The sequence below is a fragment of the Nonomuraea sp. NEAU-A123 genome (genome assembly GCF_018603905.1).
Classification (GTDB): domain Bacteria; phylum Actinomycetota; class Actinomycetes; order Streptosporangiales; family Streptosporangiaceae; genus Nonomuraea.
Genome location: NZ_JAHFZZ010000004.1, coordinates 519122 through 533988 on the forward strand (window position 1 = coordinate 519122; position 14867 = coordinate 533988).

The 14867-nt window shown below is 70.4% G+C and carries 14 protein-coding genes; 5 read left to right on the forward strand and 9 right to left on the reverse strand.

Annotated features, from left to right (window positions below; genetic code table 11):
• Positions 1–17: 17 nt before the first annotated feature.
• The 5 genes from KLK06_RS14620 to KLK06_RS14640 all read right to left on the reverse strand — a co-directional run bounded on the left by KLK06_RS14620 (position 18) and on the right by KLK06_RS14640 (position 5139).
• On the reverse strand, positions 18–899 hold the full coding sequence (locus KLK06_RS14620; protein ID WP_214635957.1) for a sugar phosphate isomerase/epimerase: 882 nt from the start codon (positions 897–899) through the stop codon (positions 18–20).
• Positions 896–2056, reverse strand: coding sequence for a dihydrodipicolinate synthase family protein (locus KLK06_RS14625; RefSeq protein WP_214635958.1), 1161 nt, complete (start codon positions 2054–2056; stop codon positions 896–898). The genes KLK06_RS14620 and KLK06_RS14625 overlap by 4 nt, the downstream gene beginning before the upstream one ends.
• On the reverse strand, positions 2053–3198 hold the full coding sequence (locus KLK06_RS14630; protein WP_214635959.1) for a Gfo/Idh/MocA family protein: 1146 nt from the start codon (positions 3196–3198) through the stop codon (positions 2053–2055). The genes KLK06_RS14625 and KLK06_RS14630 overlap by 4 nt, the downstream gene beginning before the upstream one ends.
• Positions 3199–3270: 72 nt before the next feature.
• Positions 3271–4497: a ribonuclease D gene (locus KLK06_RS14635; RefSeq protein ID WP_214635960.1), complete on the reverse strand. Its 1227-nt coding sequence runs from the start codon at positions 4495–4497 to the stop codon at positions 3271–3273.
• Between the two features lie 45 nt (positions 4498–4542).
• On the reverse strand, positions 4543–5139 hold the full coding sequence (locus KLK06_RS14640; RefSeq protein WP_214635961.1) for a DUF3000 domain-containing protein: 597 nt from the start codon (positions 5137–5139) through the stop codon (positions 4543–4545).
• Positions 5140–5791: 652 nt separating this feature from the next.
• On the opposite strand from KLK06_RS14640, the gene hemE reads away from it, so the two are divergent.
• Positions 5792–6742, forward strand: a complete 951-nt coding sequence (gene hemE, locus KLK06_RS14645; protein ID WP_250905482.1) for a uroporphyrinogen decarboxylase — start codon at positions 5792–5794, stop codon at positions 6740–6742.
• Here hemE and KLK06_RS14650 read toward each other — a convergent pair.
• Positions 6730–7677 (reverse strand): DUF4349 domain-containing protein, encoded by a 948-nt coding sequence (locus KLK06_RS14650; protein ID WP_214635963.1) that lies wholly within the window; start codon positions 7675–7677, stop codon positions 6730–6732. The genes hemE and KLK06_RS14650 overlap by 13 nt on opposite strands.
• 112 nt (positions 7678–7789) lie before the next feature.
• Here KLK06_RS14650 and hemG point away from each other — a divergent pair, with 112 nt between their 5' ends.
• From hemG to KLK06_RS14670, 4 genes are all read left to right on the forward strand, one after another.
• Positions 7790–9205, forward strand: a complete 1416-nt coding sequence (gene hemG / locus KLK06_RS14655) for a protoporphyrinogen oxidase (RefSeq protein ID WP_214635964.1) — start codon at positions 7790–7792, stop codon at positions 9203–9205.
• Positions 9198–9899, forward strand: a complete 702-nt coding sequence (gene hemQ, locus KLK06_RS14660; RefSeq protein ID WP_214635965.1) for a hydrogen peroxide-dependent heme synthase — start codon at positions 9198–9200, stop codon at positions 9897–9899. The genes hemG and hemQ overlap by 8 nt, the downstream gene beginning before the upstream one ends.
• Before the next feature lie 93 nt (positions 9900–9992).
• Positions 9993–10946 carry a hypothetical protein gene (locus KLK06_RS14665; protein WP_214635966.1) on the forward strand — a complete coding sequence of 318 codons (954 nt, stop codon included), beginning with the start codon at positions 9993–9995 and terminating at the stop codon, positions 10944–10946.
• Positions 10947–11036: 90 nt separating this feature from the next.
• Positions 11037–11861, forward strand: coding sequence for a patatin-like phospholipase family protein (locus KLK06_RS14670; protein ID WP_308168252.1), 825 nt, complete (start codon positions 11037–11039; stop codon positions 11859–11861).
• 283 nt (positions 11862–12144) lie between these two features.
• Here KLK06_RS14670 and msrB read toward each other — a convergent pair whose 3' ends face one another.
• The 3 genes from msrB to KLK06_RS14685 form a co-directional block, all read right to left on the reverse strand.
• Positions 12145–12546, reverse strand: a complete 402-nt coding sequence (msrB, locus tag KLK06_RS14675; protein WP_214635967.1) for a peptide-methionine (R)-S-oxide reductase MsrB — start codon at positions 12544–12546, stop codon at positions 12145–12147.
• A 470-nt stretch (positions 12547–13016) separates the two neighbouring features.
• Positions 13017–13865: an ABC transporter permease gene (locus tag KLK06_RS14680; protein WP_214635968.1), complete on the reverse strand. Its 849-nt coding sequence runs from the start codon at positions 13863–13865 to the stop codon at positions 13017–13019.
• Positions 13862–14761, reverse strand: a complete 900-nt coding sequence (locus KLK06_RS14685; protein ID WP_214636188.1) for an ABC transporter ATP-binding protein — start codon at positions 14759–14761, stop codon at positions 13862–13864. The genes KLK06_RS14680 and KLK06_RS14685 overlap by 4 nt, the downstream gene beginning before the upstream one ends.
• Positions 14762–14867 lie beyond the last annotated feature (106 nt).

Sequence of the window (14867 nt, forward strand, 5' to 3'; positions counted from 1 at the left end):
CGGCCACGCTCGGGGCGTTACGGGGTGCCGGTCACCACCTGGGCGTAACGGCGCTTCATGGTGGCGACCACCTCGTCCGGGTCGGCGGCCCAGAGGTCGGCGTTGAAGATCTCCACCTCGACGTCCCCCGCGTATCCGGCCTCGGCCACGGCACGGGTGATCGGCGGGAAGTCGATCACTCCGTCGCCCATCATCCCCCGCCCCAGCAGCACGTCCGACGGAAGCGGCTGCAGGAAGTCGCACACCTGGTACGACGCGATCCGCCGACCGGCCCTGGCGATCTCCTCGAACAGCCGCGGGTCCCACCACACGTGGAAGGTGTCGACCACCACCCCGACCTGCTCCTCCGGGTACGGCAGGCACAGGTCGACCGCCTGGGCCAGCGTCGACAGGACGGCCCTGTCGGCGCAGTACATCGGATGCAGCGGCTCCAGCGCCAGCTTGACGCCCCGCTCACCGGCGTACGGGGCGAGCACCTCCAGCGCCTCGGCCACCTGCTCGCGTGCCCCGGCCAGATCGCGCGAGACCCCGGCGTCCGGCAGCGGTTCGCCCGGCCGCACGCCCGGCAGGCCGCCGACGACCATGACCAGGCAGGCCGCCCCCAGCTCCGCGGCCTCATCGATGGCCCGCCGGTTGTCATCGAGCGCCGCCTGCCGGGCCCGGCCCGCGCCGCCGCCACCTGAAGCCGTGCCGCCTGGGGTCGTGAGGAAGCCGCCACGGCACAGCGACGACACGCGCAGCCCGGCGTCGCGGACCAGCTTGACGCTCTCGGCCAGCCCCTGTTCGGCCACCTCCTCGCGCCACAGCCCCACGGCCTCCAGGCCATGCCGTACGCAGCCCTCGACGGCCTCCGCCACCGACCACCGCTTGGTCGTCCGCTGGTTGAGTGCGAGGCTCAAAGCCCGTTCACCTCCAGCAACGCCTGCATCCTCCGTACGGCCAGCTCCTGGTCGGCCAGCAGCCCGGCCTGGTCGGCCAGGCGGAACACCTCCGACAGGTGGACCAGCGAGCGGGCCGACTGGGCGCCGTTCACCATGGCGAACGCGTCCTGGTGGCCGTTCAGCCAGGCCAGGAAGACTATGCCGGTCTTGTAGTTGTACGTCGGCGACTCGAAGATCTTCCGGGACAGAGGCACGGTCGGGGCCAATATCTCATCGTAAAGTGCGAAATTTCGGGTGGCCTCTGCGCCGGTGCCCTGTTCGGCCGCGTCGAGTGCCCGCAACGCCGCGGCCGCCGCCGGAGCGATCGCGTCGAAGATGCCCAGCAGCGCGTGCGACCCCGACTTGATCAACGACGGGTAGTTGAAGTCGTCCCCGGTATAGAGCCTGACCCCCGCGGGCAACGCGGCCCGCAGCCCCACCTCGTGCTCCTCGTCGAGCAGCGACACCTTCACCCCGTCCACCATCGAGGCGTGGGCGTGGATCAGCTCCAGGAACGACTCCGTGGCCGCACCCACGTCCGGCGAGCCCCAGTAACCGGCCAGCTGCGGGTCGAACATCGGGCCCAGCCAGTGCAGGATCACCGGCCGGTCGGCCCCCTCGAGCAGTTCCCCGTACACCTGGTGGTAGTCCTTGGGCCCGCTCGCCACCCGCGCGAGCTGCCGCGAGGCCATGATGATCACCCCGGCGCCCGCCGTCTGCACGGTCTCCAACTGCTCCGCGTAGGCGGCGGTGATCGCGCGCAGGTCGGCCGCGTCGGGGGCGTGGTCGGTGCCCGCGCCGCAGGCCACCAGCGCGGCGGGGTCGCCGAACGAGCGGGCCTCGTCGGCGCTGCGCCGGATGAGCTCCTTAGTGGCGGCCCAGTCCAGGCCCATGTTGCGCTGGGCGGTGTCCATGGCGTCGGCGACGCGCAGGCCGTACGACCAGAGGTGCCTGCGGAACCGGAGCGTGGCGTCCCAGTCGACGGCGGCGGGGGAGCCGGGCGTGTTGTCGCCGAGCGGGTCGGCCACCACGTGCGCGGCCGCGTACACGACGCGACCGGCCGCCGGCCGCTCGACGACGGGCCAGGTCACGGGCTCACGCAGGGTGTACGCGCCGCCGGGCAGGTTGATGTTCACAGGTGCGGCACCTCGATCCGGCGGCCCTCGGCGGACGAGCGCAGGCCCAGCTCGGCGAGTTGCACGCCGCGCGCGCCCGAGGCGAAGTCGTTCGGGAACGGCGCGTCCTCGCACACGTGGCGGATGAACTGCTCCCACTGGATCTTGAACCCGTTGTCGAAGTCGGCGTTGTCCGGCACTTCCTGCCAGCCCTCGCGGAAGCGGGCCGTGGCGGGCAGGTCGGGGTTCCAGACCGGCTTGGGGGTGGCGGCGCGGTGCTGGAAGCGGCAGTTGCGCAGGCCCGCGACCGCGCTGCCGTGCGTGCCGTCCACCTGGAACTCCACCAGCTCGTCACGGTTGACGCGGACGGTCCAGGAGGAGTTGATCTGGGCGACCACGCCGCCCGCCAGCTCGAAGATGCCGTACGCGGCGTCGTCGGCGGTGGCCGCGTAGACCTGGCCCTGCTCGTCGACCCGCTGGGGAACGTGCGTCACGGCCTTGGCGTAGACGGACTCGACGCGGCCGAACAGGTTCTCCATCACGTAGTGCCAGTGCGGGAACATGTCGAGCACGATGCCGCCGCCGTCCTCGGCACGGTAGTTCCACGACGGCCGCTGGGCCTCCTGCCAGTCGCCCTCGAACACCCAGTAGCCGAACTCACCCCGCACCGAGAGGATCTGGCCGAAGAAGCCGCCGTCGATGAGGCGCTTCAGCTTGAGCAGGCCCGGCAGGAACAGCTTGTCCTGCACCACGCCGTTCTTGACGCCCTTGGCCGTGGCCGCCTCCGCCAGCGCGACCGCCTCCTGGACGGACTCGGCCGTGGGCTTCTCGGCGTAGATGTGCTTGCCGGCCTCGATGGCCTTGAGCACCGCCTTCACCCTGGCGCCCGTGACCTGGGCGTCGAAGTAGATGAGGTTGTCGTTGTCGGCCAGGGCCGCGTCGAGGTCAGTGGTGTAGCGGGAAATATGGTGATCGGCAGCGATCTTGGAAAGCTTGTCCGCGCTCCTGCCCACCAGAACCGGCCTGAGCTTGACCCGGCTGCCGTCGGAGAGGACGACCCCACCCTGCTCGTTGATGGCCAAAACGGAGCGGACCAGGTGCTGGCGGTAGCCCATCCGGCCGGTGACGCCGTTCATCACGACGCCGATGGTGCGCACGCTCATGAGGATCCTTTCACGGAAAGCGCTTTCCCGAACGGTAAGGCCGCCCCCGTGGGGGCGTCAAGTAGGCCGTACCTAGAGCTCGCCCTTGGTTTCCAGGCGGGCCAGGGCCTTGGCGAGCGGATGGGCGGTGAGGGAGAGCTGCCATTCGCGGGCGCCGAGCCCACGCAGCCGGGCGGTCACGGCTTCGTCGGTGATCTCTTCCGGCGGCTCCCAGGTGAGCCTGCGCACCGCGTCGGGCTGCAGGAGGTTCTCCGTGGGCATGCGATGCTCGTCGGCGAGCGCGGCCACGACGGCGCGGGCGGCGGCGAGTCGTTTGGCCGCCGCCGGATCGCGGTCGGCCCAGCGGTTGGCCGGGGGCGGCCCGTCGCCGGGCGTGCTCGGCTGCGGAAGCTGGGATTCGGGCAGCCCGCGCGCCCTGCTCACCGCGGCCAGCCAGTCGGTCATGTGCCTGCGCGCGCTGCGTCCGGTGAACGCCGAGATCTCGGTGAGCGCCTTCTTGGTGCGGGGCACCTCCAGCGCGGCCGTGACGATCGCCGAGTCGGGCAGCACCCGGCCGGGCGCCAGGTCGCTCTCGCGGGCGATGCGGTCGCGCATGGTCCACAGCTCACGCACGATCGCCAGCGCCCGCATGTTGCGTACCTTGTGGATGCCCGACGTACGACGCCACGGATCGGAGCGGGGGACCGGCGGCGGGGTGTTGAGCACGGCGGCGAACTCCTCGCGCGCCCACTCCAGCTTGCCGCTCTCCACCAGCTCGTCGTAGAGCACGTCGCGGAGCTCGACCAGCACCTCGACGTCGAGCGCGGCGTAGCGCAGCCAGTCTTCGGGCAGCGGCCTGGTCGACCAGTCGGCCGCCGAGTGGCCCTTCTCCAGCCGCAGCCCCAGCACGGTCTCGACCATCGTGCCGAGCCCCACCCGCTCGTAGCCGAGCAACCGGCCCGCCAGCTCGGTGTCGAACATGTCACGCGGCCTGAACCCGACCTCCAGCAGGCACGCCAGATCCTGCGACGCGGCGTGCAGCACGATTTCCGCGCCCGACACGGCATCGTCCAGCTCCGACAGGTCGGGGCAGGCGATCGGGTCGATCAGCGCGCTGCCCGCGCCCACCCGGCGTAGCTGCACCAGGTACGCGCGGTTGCCGTAGCGGTAGCCGGAGGCCCGCTCGGCGTCGACCGCGACGGGACCGGTGCCGGCCCCGAAGGCCTCGACGACGCGCGCCAAAGACGCGGCATCCTCGACGACCGGCGGGATGCCCTCACGCGGCTCCAGCAGTGGGACGACGGTTCGTTCTTCTGTCATGAGTTCACCGCTCTCATGACCCTTGTGCGGTATTGACTGGTGCCCTCACTTCGTACGGTCACTCTCCGGATCTTCACGTCGGCGTGGCATGGCGGCCACGTCGGGAGGGAGCGGTGGGATCCCGGCCGCCAGGCACATGAGATCGCACCAGGCGGCCACATGGCCGGAGAGATCCTCATGCGCGGGCGACCAGGACGCCCTCAGCTCTAGCTCGGTGGTGACCGGATCTTCGGCCTTGTTGCCGAACCCCTCGGACACGGCTCTAGTCACGGTACCGCCAGCGGCGGAGTAGTCGGCCTGATGGGCCTCGAGCGCCTCGGTGAGCCAGCTCCACGCGACGGGGCCGAGCAGGGGGTCGGAGGTGATCTCCGGCTCCATGTCGGCCCTGACGTAGGCGACCAGCCGGAACGGACCCTCCCAGCCGCGCTGGCCGTCGGGGTCGAACAGCAGGATCAGCCTGCCGACCGCGAGTTCGTCGTCCTCGCGGTAGACCGAGGCGCCGATCGCGGCCGAGAAGGGGGCCAGCCGCTGGGGCGCGGGCAGGTCTTCGAGCTCGATCTCCGGCCGGACCTCGGCTTGACGCAGGCTCTCGACCGCGCGCCTGAAGGAGGCGGGGGCCGGCGGCTGCTCACCGAGGGTCATAGCCGAAGCGTAGGTCGAAGACGGGCGGAAGGGGACCACGGGGGTGCTCATAGTTCGCGATCAAACCGATGCCATAGCTAGCTGACGGACCGGCAGAGTGATCCCGCCGAGGATGATCGCGTGGCCGCAGTCGACGCAGGCCCACTCCGGACAGTCGCCCGGCTCGTGTCCGTCGAGACACGGAGGCTGCTCGAACAGCCGCTCGCCGGCGCAGAGAGCGCAGTGCTCACTGCGGTGTCCTGGGGAACCCCACAACGCGGTCATCGCACCGGAGCCTTTCTTCGGGTCGTCGCTCCGACGTTGGCACGGCACGCTGACAATTCGCCGCAACGCGCTCGGCGTGTCCCGAAAGTGGATGCTGAATCGATGCCGCGCGGTGGCTTGGCCAACTTTTGGTCCAGACGAGACCGGCTTTCTGGTCGCCCATGGGGTGTGGACGACCCGTGTGCGCCGCCGATGCCGAGCCGGCCGGTAAACATCCATCTGGCTATCTGATCATGATTTGGCCCAATCAATGCATACTTTTCCGACACCTCGCACCGGTGGCCGGACCAGCGCGAGGTCATGGCACCCTTGGAGGGTGAATCTCGCCGACTCAGCGTTCCTGCGCGCCTGCCGCCGCCAGCGCGTTCCGCACACCCCGGTCTGGTACATGCGGCAGGCAGGGCGTTCGCTGCCCGAATACCTGAAGATCCGCGAGGGCGTGCCGATGCTCACCGCGTGCGCGACGCCCGACCTCATCGTCGAGATCACCCTGCAACCCGTCCGCCGCTACGGCGTCGACGCGGCCATCTTCTTCAGCGACATCGTCGTGCCGCTCAAGGCCATCGGCGTCGACCTCGACATCAAGCCGGGAGTCGGCCCGGTCGTGGCCGATCCGATCCGCGACGCCGCCGGGATCGAGACGCTGCGCCCGCTGGAGCCCGGCGACGTGACCTACGTGAGCGAGGCGATCGAGGCGCTGACCGGCGAGCTGGGCGCCACGCCGCTGATCGGCTTCGCGGGCGCGCCGTTCACGCTCGGCTCCTACCTCATCGAGGGCGGCCCGTCCAAGAACCACGACCGCACCAAGGCCATGATGTACGGCGAACCGGCGCTGTGGCACGCGCTGATGGACCGGCTCAGCGCCATCGTCCTGGAGCACCTGCGCATCCAGGTCCGGGCCGGGGCGTCGGCCGTCCAGCTGTTCGACTCGTGGGTGGGCGCGGTGGCCCCCGACGACTACCGCGAGTTCGTGCTGCCTCACACGCGTCGCATCTTCGACGGGCTGGCCGACCTCGACGTGCCGCGCATCCACTTCGGTGTGGGCACCGGCGAGCTGCTGAGCCTGCTCGGCGAGGCCGGGGCCGACGTGGTGGGCGTCGACTGGCGGGTGCCGCTCGACGAGGCAGCCCGCCGCGTGGGGCCGGGCAAGGCGCTGCAGGGCAACCTCGACCCCGCCCTCCTCCTGGCCCCGTGGGAGGTCGTCGAGCGCAAGGCCCGCGAGGTGCTGCGCCGTGGCGAGGCGGCCGAGGGCCACGTCTTCAACCTCGGTCACGGCGTGCTGCCCTCAACCGACCCCGACCAGCTGAAGCGGCTGACCGACCTGGTTCACGAAGCCTGAGTCTCCGCCGGGGCCGGCGCCGGGCGGGCCGGGCGGCGGCGCCGTACGAGGAAGACCGTCAGGACGGTCAGGGGCACGGCCACGATCAGCCACGGCAGCAGCACGCCGACGACCGTCAGCGCGACCTGGACGAACCCGACCAGCGCCGCCCAGCCCGACTTCAGGCCGCCGAGGAAGCCGGCCGGCTCCTCCGACGGCTCCTCCACGACCGCGACGGGGCCGACCAGCCGGAGCGAGAGCGTGGCCATGCCGACCTGGGTGGCCAGCTCCTTCTGCTGGGCCTGCAGCGACTCCAGGTCGGCCTCGCGGCCGGAGATCTCCCGCTCGACCTGAAGGACCTGGCCGATCGTGTCGGCCTTCTTCAGCAGCGTGCGCAGCGAGTCGAGGGCCTGCTGGGCCGACTTCAACCGGCTGTTGACGTCGGCCACCTGCAGCGTGACGTCCTGGGTGCCCTGCTGGAGCGACAGCTGCTTGCCGAGGTTCTTGCCGAGCGCGTTGACCACCTCGCCGTAGCGGGCGGGCGGGATCTTGAACTCCAGCATGGCGCTGGCCTCGCTGCCCTCGGCCGAGTTCGACTCCTCCTTCGACAGGTAGCCGCCGGCCGCGGTGACGATCTGCTTGGCCTGGAGCGCCGCCCCCGTGACCTCCTTGGCCCGTACGGTCATGCTCGCCGTGTAGATGACCTGGCGGTCCTCCTGGGTCACCTTGACGTTCGAGGCGATGTTCTCGGCGGACTTGGCGGCCGGCTGCCTTTGCGCGGTGGACGCGCTGTCCTGGGCGGCCTTCGAGTCACTGCTCTGGCCGGACGCCGCCTCGGGCGCCGCCGCCGGGGCTATGGCCCTGTCTTCGGTAGGCGACCCACTGCCACCGCAGCCGGACAGGACCAGGACCGCGCAGGCGGCCGTTAACGCTACGCCGAACCGGAATCTCTCCATGAACATAAGACGGGTCGCGACTCGGGCGGGTTTGACCGCGGGCGTCACGGTCCGGTCACGTGCGTGTGGCCCCGAGCGGCTGGTCGAGCCCGCGAGACGGTAGCGTCAGGGGGTGGCAGGGAAACAAGCGCACGTGGTTGTTATCGGGGGCGGGATCTCCGGGCTGGCCGCCGCGTGGCACCTCAAGCAGGGCGCGGGCGAGCGCGTGAAGGTGACCGTGCTGGAAGGCAGCCCGCGCATCGGCGGCAAGCTGCTCGTCTCCGAGGTCGCGGGCGTCAACGTCGACGCCGGCGCGGAGGCCATGCTGGCCAGGCGGCCCGAGGGCAAGGAGCTGGCCAAGGCCGTCGGGCTCGGCGACGACCTGGTGGACCCCGGCGTCACCCGCGCCGCCATCTACACCCGGGGCGCGCTGCGGCCGATGCCCAAGGGGCAGGTCATGGGCGTGCCCGCCGACCTCATGGAGCTGGCGAAATCCGGCATCGTGTCGCCCGGCGGGCTGGCGCGCGTGCCGCTCGACCAGATCCTGCCCGCCACCCTGGTACGCACCGACGTCTCCGTAGCCTCCTACATCCGGGCCAGGATGGGCGGCGAGGTGCTCGACCGGCTGGTCGAGCCGCTGCTCGGCGGTGTCTACGCGGGCCGGGCCGACCGGCTGTCGCTGGAGGCCACGATGCCGGGGATCGCCGCCGCCGCGCGCGCCGAGCGTTCGCTGCTCACGGTGACCAGGCAGATCGTGGAGGAGGCGCCCCGGGACGCGGGACCCGTCTTCACCTCGCTCAGGACCGGGCTCGGCAGCCTGCCGGAAGCGGTCGCCAAGGCGTCGGGCGCCGACGTCAGGACCGGCGTCACCGTACGCGAGCTGCACCGCACCGAACACGGCTGGCGGCTCGTGACCGGCCCCGTGCCGAGGCCCGAGATCATCGACGCGGACGCGGTGATCGTCGCCACGCCGGGAGCCCCCGCCGCCAGGCTGCTGCGGGCCGAGGTGCCCAAGGCGGCCGGCGAGCTGGACCGGATCGACTACGCCAGCATGGCCATCGTCACCCTGGCCTACGCCGTCGACGCCTTTCCCTCACCGCCGACGGGCAGCGGCTATCTGGTCCCGCCGGTCGAGGGGCGGCCGGTCAAGGCGGTCACGTTCAGCTCGGTCAAGTGGCCGCACCTGGCGGGCGACCTGGTGCTGGTGCGCTGCTCCATCGGCCGGATCGGCGAGGAACAACTGCTCCAGCGCGACGACCCCGAACTCGTCTCGCTGGCCACGGCCGAGATGGGCGGCGTGATGAGCGTACGCGGGCTGCCGGTCGACACCCGGGTGTCACGCTGGGGCGGGGCGCTGCCGCAGTACAACGTCGGCCACCTCGACCGGGTGGCCCGGATCCGCGCGGCGGTCGCCGTGCAACCCGGGCTGGCGGTGTGCGGGGCGGCCTACGACGGGCTCGGCATCCCCGCGTGCGTCTCCACCGCGCGTACGGCCGCGGCCCGGATTCTGGACCACCTCTCGCCGGAAGGACAATGGACTCATGACTGAGGGCGCACCGCGGCCGAAGGCCCGCGATCTGAACCAGGTGATCCGCTACACGATGTGGTCCGTCTTCAAGGCGACCGACCCATGTCCTGACAACCGCGAGAGCATGACCGGCGAGGTCGTCGACCTGCTGGAGGAGGCGGCGCTGAAGGACGTCGTCACCCGTGGTCTCTACGACGTGGCGGGGTTCCGGGCCGACGCCGACTACATGTTCTGGTGGCACGCGCCGACGGCCGAGGACCTGCAGGACGTCTACTCCCGCTTCCGCCGCACCGCGCTAGGCCGCCACAGCGCGCCGGTCTGGTCGGCGATGGCGCTGCACCGGCCGGCCGAGTTCAACAAGTCACACATCCCGGCCTTCCTGGCCGAGGAGGAGCCGCGTGCCTACGTGAGCGTCTACCCGTTCGTCCGCTCGCTGGAGTGGTACCTGCTCGACGACGCCGAGCGGCGGGCGATGCTGGCCGAGCACGGTCACATGGCGCGTGACTATCCGGACGTCCGGGCCAACACCGTGTCGTGCTTCGCGCTGAACGACTACGAGTGGATGCTGGCGTTCGAGGCCGACGAGCTGCACCGGATCGTCGACCTGATGCGTCATCTGCGGGGGGCAAAGGCGCGCGAGCACACGCGCATCGAGGTGCCCTTCTACACAGGCGTGCGCAAGCCCGCCCAGGAGCTCATCGCGGCGCTGCCGTAGTCACATTCGTCACTGGCGCCCCAAGTTGGGGATCCAACTGAATTGATCTACCGCCTCTTGTCACAATCGTGGGAATCCCTTGCCTGAGCGAGGGTGTCACGTTCCAAGGGGGCGGGCGGAGTGCGGCGGTCGGAAGGGCAGCACGGCTCTGGGCGACACGCGGCGGTCCGGTCCAGCACGCCTCCGCCGGGCCCCCGCACGCTCTTCGAACCCCCCGAACGGCGTGCGGCGGTCTCCACGTACGCGCCGCCGCCGAGGTCCCGGCGGGCTGGGCGGCGGCGCCGTACCAAGGCCCGGCGTTCGTGGGCCGTGGGGCTGTCCGCGGGGGCGGCGGTGCTGGCGGGTGCGACCTTGTGGCTGCTCGGCACGGACGGCACGCCGGCGCCCCGATCGGACGCGAGCCGGAGTGTCTTCGAAGACGCGCGCCCGTCCGGAGGTACGAGTCCCGGCACCGACAGCGGCTCGGCCGGGGACGGTGGTTCGGGAGAGCCGGACCGCGCGCGGGGCGGCACGACCCGCATCCCGATGAGCGTCGTCCCGACCCCGGCGAGCACCTCCCGCTCCGGAGGCGCCCCGCCCTCGGGCGGCTCGAAGAACGGCACCCCGGCCGGCGCCACGCCGGGTTCGGTCACAGGAGGCGATCCTCAGGCTGAAGCGCCCCTGGACGCCGGCGCCGTCGACCCGTCGACGGGAGACGACCCGTCCGACTACAAGGCCGACGGGCCCTCGACGCACACCGACCAGGAGGCGGCCGAGTACTTCCGCACCCACTGGCCCCCGGACGACAAGGCGGCCAGACGCCTCAAGGACATCCGCAGCGTGGGCGGATATCTCCGCATATACACCGACCTCCCGGAGTCGGCCGGCAACTCCAGCCAGGCCATCACGCTGTGCGAACGCGGCCTGCAGTACCTGAGGGAGAGCGGGGAGCCGAACCCGATCGTCTTCGTCCAGGCCAAGTTCGGGGAGAACGGCAACCCGGTCCTGGCCAACATCCTCGGCCCCGCCGACAAGAGCTGCCGCGTCACCCACCCCGAACCCGACTAACTACCCGTCCGCAGCAGGGAAGATGATGGGCTTCCTGCTGGTTTGAGGTTGTGTGATCGACATTTTTCGGAGCGGGCGAGGGGGCCTTTCGTGAGCGAGATCAAGCGGGCACTGGTGATGGGCGGCGGCGGGGTCGCCGGGATCGCGTGGACCACCGGCCTGCTGGCCGCCCTGGCCGCCGGCGGAGTGGACGTGGCCGGCTCCGCCGACAAGATCGTCGGCACCTCGGCGGGATCCGCCGTCGCCGCGCAGGTCACCAGCGGCCTGTCGCTCCCCGAACTCCTCGAACGCCAGACCAACCCCGCCCTCCAGGCCCCCGAGCTCCCGAGTGGCGTGCCCATGGACCAGTTGTGGGCGACCCTCCAGAAGATCTACGAGAGCACGGGGGACCCGGCCGAGCAGCGGCGCAGGGTCGGTGCGATGGCTCTGGCCACGGACACCGTCAGCGAAGCCGAACGCCGCAAGGTGATCGAGGCGCGCCTGCCCGTTCACGACTGGCCGGACCGCGACCTCGTCATCGTGGCCGTGGAGGCGGTCACGGGCGAGCCCGCCCTGTTCCGGCCCGGCTCGGGCGTGGCGCTGGTCGACGCGGTGGCGGCGAGTTGCGCGGTCCCGGGCGTCTGGCCACCGGTGACGATCGACGGCGTGCGCTACGTGGACGGCGGTGTGCGTTCGACGACCAACGCCGACCTCGCCTCCGGCTACGACCGGATCCTCATCCTCGCGCCGATGCCCGAGCTCCTGCCTGGCTTCGAGGCGGTGGGCGGCAAGATCGAGGTGATCGAGCCCGACGAGGCGTCAGTGGCGGCGGCCGGCGCCGACCCGCTCAACCCCGAGGTGCGCGGCGTCAGCGCCGAGGCCGGATACGCCCAGGGCACCGCGCTCGTCGACCGCATTGCCGCGCTGTGGACGTGACGATCAGCGTGCTTTCCTGACCGAAGACGTCTCTTCTCAGCGTGCTTCCTGAACGGAGACACCTCTCCTGGGTGCTTTCCTGGCCGCAGGCAGCCTCGACCGGGCGCTCGGCGGGAGCGCCCGGTCAGCGCACTCGCGTGCGGGTCTTGAAGCACACTTCGCACCGCTGGGTGACGATGCGGCCGATGGCCTCGATCGTCAGCCAGCGGTGGCGAAGATGAACAAGATTCACGGCCTTTTTCTTACCCGCCCCGTACGATCGATACGCGGTGTCGCCGGTTGTTCACGCACTGGGTTCGAGCCGCAGGGACACGGAGTTGATGCAGTAACGGTCGTCCGTCGGTGTGGCGTACCCCTCGCCGTGGAAGACGTGCCCCAGGTGAGAGTCGCAGCGCGCGCACCGCACCTCGGTCCGCACCATGCCGAGGCTGGAGTCCTCGATCAGCCGGACCGCGTCCGACTCCGACGGCTGGAAGAAACTCGGCCACCCGCAGTGCGACTCGAACTTCGTGTCCGACCTGAACAGCTCAGCCCCGCACGCCCGGCAGGAGTAGACGCCCTCGGTCATCGTGTCGACGTACTCGCCGGTGAACGGGCGCTCCGTGCCCGCCTCCCTGAGCACGTGGAACTCATCGGGAGAGAGCTGGATCCGCCACTCGGCATCGCTCTTGACCACCTTTTCCATGCTTCCAGCGTACGAGATCCGGCAAAAAGAGATCTCCGTTGGGTGAAGCATCCCTTCTGGGACTAATTCGCGTCTTTGACGACAAGGGGGTGTCGTCACCTCCTGCCCAGAGGTGAGATCACTCGCCGGATCGTCTGGGCGGCACAGCCCACGCCCGTGCTGGCGCCGCCGACGATCCGAAAACCGGCCGGGTGGCGCGCCAGCGCCCGGAACGGTGTTGAGTGATCTTTAGGTCCGTCCCGTCGAGCCCCCGGTCCCGCCACCGCGGCGGCTCCGGGCGGACCGCCTCATCCATATAAAAATCAAATTCTCTATTTTTCTTTACGGCAGGCACGGTGGGCCCCACCCGCCTTACGGGGCTGGGGTCTGTCCAGGGGCACGCTCCTCTGGTGGAGCGGGCTGGGCGCCGTTACGTGCGCATGGTTGGCCGAGTCCGTGGTCGATACGTGGGCGGGGGCGGTCGTTTTGCCTTACCCGATTCGTTGCAGGGCCTTCTCTCGGCGTTCTGCCACGCTGGAGCCCGATTCCCGGCGGGCCATCCGGCGTAGGACGATCGGCGCGAGGAGCAGGCCGAGTACGGCCCAGGCGCCGAGCACCCCGATGGTCTCCAGGTGTCGCCAGGATTCGCCGATCTCGACGGTGACCGCGCTGTCGGGCAGCAGGGCCGAGCGCATGCCGAGGCCGAGCCAGTAGATCGGGAAGGCCTGGGCGATCCACTGCACCCATTCCGGCAGCACCGTGAGCGGGTAGAAGATTCCGGAGATCGCGATCATGCCGAGGATCGGGAGCGTGAGCAATCCTTGGCTGCGCGCGCTGACGAACGCCGAGCCCAGGACCGCCCCGATCGGCAGGGTCGCCACCAGCCCCAGCGCCAGCACCCAGCTCAGGGTCAGCCAGGAACCCGGGTCGCCGATCGCGAGGCCGGAAACGAGGAACATGCCGGGAATCAGGAAGATCGCAAGGTGGACCAGCAGGCCGCCGGACACCGAGACGATCTTGCCGAGCAGGTAACCCACCATTCCGTTCGGTGTTGCCTTCGCCCGCAGGAGGGTTCCGTCTTCACGGTCGGCGGTGAGCTGCTGGCTCATGGTCATCATGGACATCGCGGCGTTCATGCCGAGGATGCTCGGCATGACCAGGGTGCCGAGGGAGAATCCGCTCTGCCCGAAGGACACATCGCGCAGGAAGAACGTGGTGATCAGCATCAGCGAGGGCCAGAAGAAGTGGTTGACCAGATCACCGGCGTTGGTGAGCGACTGCCGCAGCTCGATCAGGCCGCGAGACCAGCCCGCACGCCATGCCACAGTGGTCGGATTCATCGGGATTCCGCCTGGTGTACCAGGGAGAGGTAGGTGTCCTCCAGTGAGGCCCGGGTGACCTCGAGGTTCTCGATCTCCTCGCCGTACTGCTTGAACAGGTCGAAGGCCAGCCGGGTCGACTCGGTGGTCGACTGCCGGAAGCTCTGCCCGTCACGAGTCCAGCGCACCTCGTCCTGGCCGGCGATCTGCCGGGCGAGCTCCGCCGCCGTGCCGTCCGCGATGATCTGCCCTCCGTCGAGGACCAGGATGCGGTCGGCGAGTTTCTCGGCCTCGTTCAGATCGTGGGTGGTGAGCAGGATCGTGGTCTCTCCCGCCGCGGCGAGGCCTTCGACGAGTTCGTGGAAACCGCGCCGGGCCACCGGATCGAGCCCGGCGGTTGGCTCGTCGAGGAACACCAGCTCGGGGCGGCCCACGAGGCCGATCGCCACATCCAGTCGGCGCCGCTGCCCGCCGGAGAGCATCCTGACCTTCTTGTCCGCCTGCTCGGTCAGGCCGACCGCCGCGACGAGCTGATCCGCGTTCCACGGCCGTTTGATCGACTGGGTGGAGTAGGCGGTGTAGTACAGGCCGAGATGCTCCAGCAACTCGCGGACCCGCCATTTGCCATGGTCACGCCAGGACTGCAGGACGATCCCCACCCGTGCCCGCCAATGCTCGTCGGCGTGTGCCGGATCGGTGCCGAGCACCTCGACCCGGCCTGCCGACCGCAGCCGGAAGCCTTCCATGATCTCGATCGAGGTGGTCTTTCCGGCCCCGTTCGGCCCGAGCAGGCACAGCACCTCGCCGTGATGCGCCCGGAAGTTCACCTCACGCAGGACGTCGGTCGTTCCGTAGCGCATACGCAGGCCGTCGACATCGAGCACGACTTCGCTCGTCGCCATCGTCTCGCCTTTCATGTGGTTGGGGTGGTGAAGGGCTTTTTCGCGCGGCTGGACCCGGCCGAAGCGCATGACGCCTTCGCGGCCCGGCGTTCGAGCCACGGCCGCCGACGGATCGGCGGGC

Excerpts from the sequence above, each read along its gene's own strand:
- KLK06_RS14630 (WP_214635959.1), bottom strand. The coding sequence starts at position 3,198 with ATGAGCGTGCGCACCATCGGCGTCGTGATGAACGGCGTCACCGGCCGG.
- KLK06_RS14640 (WP_214635961.1), bottom strand. The coding sequence starts at position 5,139 with ATGACCCTCGGTGAGCAGCCGCCGGCCCCCGCCTCCTTCAGGCGCGCG.
- KLK06_RS14680 (WP_214635968.1), bottom strand. The coding sequence starts at position 13,865 with ATGAATCCGACCACTGTGGCATGGCGTGCGGGCTGGTCTCGCGGCCTG.
- KLK06_RS14635 (WP_214635960.1), bottom strand. The coding sequence starts at position 4,497 with ATGACAGAAGAACGAACCGTCGTCCCACTGCTGGAGCCGCGTGAGGGC.
- KLK06_RS14685 (WP_214636188.1), bottom strand. The coding sequence starts at position 14,761 with ATGAAAGGCGAGACGATGGCGACGAGCGAAGTCGTGCTCGATGTCGAC.
- KLK06_RS14650 (WP_214635963.1), bottom strand. The coding sequence starts at position 7,677 with ATGGAGAGATTCCGGTTCGGCGTAGCGTTAACGGCCGCCTGCGCGGTC.
- hemQ (WP_214635965.1), top strand. The coding sequence starts at position 9,198 with ATGACTGAGGGCGCACCGCGGCCGAAGGCCCGCGATCTGAACCAGGTG.
- hemE (WP_250905482.1), top strand. The coding sequence starts at position 5,792 with ATGCGGCAGGCAGGGCGTTCGCTGCCCGAATACCTGAAGATCCGCGAG.
- msrB (WP_214635967.1), bottom strand. The coding sequence starts at position 12,546 with ATGGAAAAGGTGGTCAAGAGCGATGCCGAGTGGCGGATCCAGCTCTCT.